Raw genomic sequence first — 5,050 nt, 5'->3', positions numbered from 1 at the left:
TTCCCCGGGAGTCGCCTTCGGAGTCCTGTTCGTCACCGGTTGCATCCTTGCCGCCACCCGGGTACATCCCGACGATCTTCTCGGGACCGTCATTGCGCCACCGCTGGTCTATGCGGTGATTGCCATTGGTGTCGGATTCACCCGACCGTCGTCGGGCGACAGCGGCGGAGGGCTGAAGAGCAAGGCGATCGATATCGGATCCGACCTGATTCTGCGAGCTCCCGTACTTCTGCTGGGTTTCGCCGCTGTTGTCCTTATCGCCATGGTTCGTGCACGGCGCGCACGAGTTACCCACCGCATACGCGAACGAAACCTCAACCCACCCGGGAATCGCCGCCGACCGACTCCCTAGAACAGCGTCTGCCGGCTCGCCGGAACAGCATCGGGTAGATATCCGGTACCGTTTTCAGTGTGCCGATGGATGCACACCCCGAACTGCGGGAACGCCTAACCCGATGGTGGGCGACCTGTCGCTGCGGTCATTCTCGTGTCGATCATCGGCATTACCGCCACGGATCGGACTGCGGACGCTGCCCGTGCCCCGCCTTCTCGCACATCCGCCCGCGCTCCCAGTGACCCGGAACCCGGTCTCCCGGACCTCCCAGATCGGCTTCCAGACCTCGAGCGCGAAAGAAATATGATCACGCCGCCTTTGGCCCTCCAACGACCCGGGGACCTGGAGCTGTCGCAGATCTCCCATCCGGCTCACCGTATCCTGTGCGGCGCCCCGCCACTGTGCAGGGCCCTGCCACCGCTGCGCCCAGTGCAACTTCCGCCGCCGTGCCCGGCACAGGGCCCCGTCACCGCCGTGCCCAGCGTGGCCTGGCCGGCCCTGGTCGTGCCGCCCCCGCGCAACACAGAGCGGTGCCCCATCAGATCAGCGGTGCCCCATCAGATGTCGTGACCGGGTCGCGACATCCGGAAGCCCCCGCTCTACCCCCACTCCTTGATCCAAATCCTGTTGCCGGACGCTCGCGCCCGCGAGAAAACATCACACCGATTGCTCCATTGCGCATGACCACGCTATTCGGGAGGCGGACCGGCATACGCCACAACGGACCCCGCAGGCGGCGGTGAAATTCGTCACAAGAATTCGGTTGCAGACCGAAATGTAAGATCGGAACGGCCCATTGTCGCCATCCGGACACCGGCATGCGGGCGCGGAGGAAATCTGTGCAAACACCTGGAGTCGACGACGGTCGGGTATCCTTTATCTCGCCCAGCCAGCACACCCCGCCTACATCCCATTACTGGGAGCAACTGACACTACACCGAGCAATATCACCGTTACGATTTAAGTAGATCGCGATTGGCCACCGCAACCCGGTCATGCAAAAATGAACAACGGGCAAACAATATTGTTATACTTCGACCGACCGAGACTCCCTCCCGGGGCGATGCTAACTTCTTAACCGCAAACTCTCACCAATCAACTCGGATCATGGATGCTCCAACGTCCCTGAGTCTGCCGACCACACGAAGAACCATGATCGTGTCGTCTTTGGCCGACCAGGAGATCACGGGTGTCCAGCGATAGGGGATGACGCAATAGCTCGCGATGACGACTGTCGATCCGGTGTCCGGGGGGACGTGTAACGACAGTCGTAGCGCTCCGCCAGGAAATGCCGGTTCAAACCATTGAAACGGCGATCACCACAGGGAAAGTCGACAGAGAACTGGGGGCACCACATCGGCTCGGGTTCGCCTGGCCCATGGTGGCTCCCGACATCCAGTTATGTGGGGGGACAGGTGTCCGGACACTCGGACCTACCGACCATCAAGATCTCGACTGTCAGCGTCATCATCCCGACGCTCAACGAGGCACGCAACCTTCCGTACGTCTTCAAGAGCCTGCCCGCCGAGGCTGAAATCGTCGTCGTCGACGGCCGGTCGACCGACGACACGGTGGCGGTCGCGAGAGCGCTGCGACCCGACGTCGTAGTCGTCGATCAGACACGCCGCGGCAAAGGGAACGCGCTCGCGTGCGGTTTCGCCGCGGCCACCGGCGACATCCTCGTCATGCTCGACGCCGACGGCTCGGCCGACCCCGCGGAGATCGGCGAGTTCGTCCGGGTCCTCACCGCCGGCGCGGACTTCGCAAAGGGGTCCCGCTTCATCAACGGCGGCGGCAGCAGCGACATCACCCGGTTGCGGCGGGCCGGCAACACGTTTCTCAGCGGCCTCGTCAACGCCTTCCTGGGCTGCCGATACTCCGATCTCTGCTACGGCTACAACGCGTTCTGGCGGCATTGCCTGCCCACCCTCAACCTGGATCCGGGTGAGCGCTCCGAAGCCTACGAGTGGGGGGACGGCTTCGAGGTCGAGACCGTCATCAACATGAGGGTGGCCCGAGCCGGGCTGCGAGTCGTGGAAGTCCCGAGCTTCGAGCACCCCCGCATTCACGGGGTCAGCAACCTCAACGCCTTTTCCGACGGTCTGCGGGTCCTGCGCACCATCCTGGTCGAATCCCGCGGCTCACGCCGGCGGCGACGGCGACTGATACCGCGCTGGTCCACGGCGGCAGCGGTCGGCCCGAACCTGACCGTCGTTCGGCCCCAGAAAGCAAGAAGCGAAACCCCGGAAAGCGTCCACCTGGAAACCCCCGAACCCGACGCAGGCGTGAGCGTGGTCAGCTCCGAGGTGGAATGCGCGTGACGGCATCCACCGGCGTCGTCCCGGGCGGAGCCGACCCCTCGCATCCGGCTCCCGAGGCTTCCAGCACGACGGGTACCGAAGCCTCCGGCGTGACGGTCGCCGGATCGGCTGCCATGCCCATCCCGGTAATCCCGGTGCAGGCAGCTCCCGTCGAGCCTGTCGAGCCTCGGCCCGCGGACAGCGGTGCTGCCGCGGCCGCGGCAGCACCGGCCGCGTCCGTGGTGATCTGTGCATACACCCTCGAACGCTGGGACGACCTCGCTGCCGCCATCGCGAGCGTTCGTCACCAGAAGACGGCGGCAAGCGAGATCATCCTGGTCGTCGACCACAACGACACCCTGCTCGCCCGCGCTCGGGCCACCTTCGACGGCGTCGCAGTGCTTGCGAGCACCGGCGCCCGGGGCCTGTCCGGGGCACGCAACACCGGCGTGGACGCCGCTCGCGGTGACGTCGTGGTGTTCCTCGACGACGACGCCCACGGCGAGCCCGACTGGCTCGAGCACCTACTGGCCCCGTATGCGGAGCCGACCGTGCAGGGCGTGGGAGGCGCCGCCGTACCCATGTGGCCGGCCCCCGGCCGACCCGCGTGGTTTCCCCCCGAGTTCGACTGGGTGGTCGGCTGCAGCTACGAAGGTCTGCCCACCTCCATCCACCCGGTCCGCAATCCCATCGGTGCGGCGATGTCCTTCCGCCGGACCGTCTTCGACCGCATCGGTGGCTTCACCAGCGGCATCGGCCGGATCGGATCGACCCCGCTGGGATGCGAGGAGACCGAGTTCGGCATCAGGCTGCGGCAGGCCGATCCGGGGGCGACCATCCTCTACGAACCGCGCGCGGTGGTTCATCACCGCGTCACGACGAAGCGGGCTTCTTTCACGTACTTCCGTCAACGCTGCTATGCCGAGGGACGGTCAAAAGCGATCATCGCGGAGCAGGTCGGCCAGACAGCCGCTCTGGCTACGGAACGTACCTACATGTCCCGGACGCTCCCCCGTGCCATCTGGCGCGACGTGCACACCCCCGGCCGGCGTCGCAGCGCCGTGACCATCGTGTCAGGAGTTGCGATCACCGCTGTCGGGTACCTGCGCGGTCGCCTGCTGCAACCGGTCACCGCCTGCCGCGGCAAGGAGCGCCCCGCCGGAGGATCCACCCTGTGAAGATCCTTCTGCTCGCCCAGTTCTTCCCGCCGATCGTCGGCGGTGAGGAACGTCATGTCCACAATCTCGGCCGGCGCCTGGCCGACCATCACGAGGTCACTGTAGTCACCTTCGGTGACAAAACCGGCACGGCAATCCGTGACGGCATGTGCGTCCGAACCGTTCGGCCGATCACCGCGTCACTGCCCTTCCTGTACGGGGAGGGTGACCGGCTCTACGCGCCGCCACTGCCGGACCCGGCGGTGACCAGAGCGCTACGGCGTGTCATCGCCGAGGAACGCCCCGACGTCATCCATGCGCACAACTGGATCGTCAACAGCCTTACTCCCCTACGCCTGACGACCCGCACGCCGATGGTGCTCACCCTGCACGACTACAGCCATGTCTGCGCCACCAAGCGCTTCATGTACATGGGCCGGCAGATATGCGACGGGCCGTCGCCGCGACGGTGCATCCGCTGCGCCCACGACCACTACGGCGGGCCGGTCGGCCTCGCCACGGTCGCCGGCAACCAGGCGGGCCGCGCCCTGCGCCGGATGTCCCTGGACCGGATCATCGCGGTGAGTTCGGCGGTCGCCCGACACACCGGCCTTGCCTCCGGCGGCACACCATTCGAGGTCATCCCGAACTTCATCCCGGACGAGCTGCTGGAAACCAGGTCGCACACCGTTCCTGGAGGCATGACAGCGGGCGGCTACCTGCTGTATGTCGGTGATCTCAGTCGGGACAAGGGTGTCGGGATCCTGCTGGACGCCTACAGCCGGCTGGCTGCCGACCGCCCGCCACTGCTGATGGTCGGTCGCCGGACATCCCAGCTGCCGGACAGCCTTCCGGCAGGGGCTGTCGTGGCCGAACCGTGGGACCACGAAAAGATCATGCAGGCGTTCGCCGGAGCCGCGTTCGCCGTCGTCCCGTCCATCTGGCCGGACCCGTGCCCCACTGTTGTGCTGGAGGCCATGGCTGCCGGTATCCCGGTCGTCACAACTGGGATGGGCGGCATCGCGGACATGGTCCGCGACGGGGAGGAGGGCGTCGTCGTCCCACCCTCGGCTCCGGACGCCCTGGCCACGGCGATGAACCTGCTCCTTTCCGACCCGTCACTGCGGCAGCGGCTCGGCCAGCGCGCCCGCGACCGCGCCGCGGACTTCACCGCCGGGCGGGTGGTACCGCGCATAGAAACTGTTTATCGAGACCTGGTCCATGCCCACTGAATCCCGGCCGCTCGACGAAGACGACAC

Annotated in this window: 4 protein-coding genes; all 4 read left to right on the top strand. The window is 66.3% G+C overall.

Annotation, left to right across the window (positions count from 1 at the left end; translation table 11 throughout):
- A partial coding sequence (locus tag DD1DGNOD_RS04595) for a DUF6542 domain-containing protein (protein ID WP_241255464.1) occupies window positions 1-352 on the top strand: 352 nt, incomplete at its 5' end.
- Window positions 353-1,749: 1,397 nt separating this feature from the next.
- Window positions 1,750-2,655: a glycosyltransferase family 2 protein gene (locus tag DD1DGNOD_RS04590; protein ID WP_131765359.1), complete on the top strand. Its 906-nt coding sequence runs from the start codon at window positions 1,750-1,752 to the stop codon at window positions 2,653-2,655.
- A complete protein-coding gene (locus tag DD1DGNOD_RS04585; RefSeq protein WP_206442947.1) occupies window positions 2,646-3,812 on the top strand; it encodes a glycosyltransferase family 2 protein in 1,167 nt (388 codons plus the stop codon). Before DD1DGNOD_RS04590 ends, DD1DGNOD_RS04585 begins: the two co-directional genes overlap by 10 nt.
- On the top strand, window positions 3,809-5,023 hold the full coding sequence (locus tag DD1DGNOD_RS04580; protein ID WP_131765358.1) for a glycosyltransferase family 4 protein: 1,215 nt from the start codon (window positions 3,809-3,811) through the stop codon (window positions 5,021-5,023). The genes DD1DGNOD_RS04585 and DD1DGNOD_RS04580 overlap by 4 nt, the downstream gene beginning before the upstream one ends.
- Window positions 5,024-5,050 lie beyond the last annotated feature (27 nt).

Origin of the sequence: Candidatus Protofrankia californiensis, from assembly GCF_900634765.1 — a bacterium.
Lineage (GTDB): Bacteria > Actinomycetota > Actinomycetes > Frankiales > Frankiaceae > Protofrankia > Protofrankia californiensis.
The sequence above is the reverse complement of the archived record's forward strand: the minus strand, read 5'-3'. Positions and strand labels throughout refer to the sequence as shown.

Excerpts from the sequence above, each read along its gene's own strand:
- DD1DGNOD_RS04585 (WP_206442947.1), top strand. The coding sequence starts at position 2,646 with ATGCGCGTGACGGCATCCACCGGCGTCGTCCCGGGCGGAGCCGACCCC.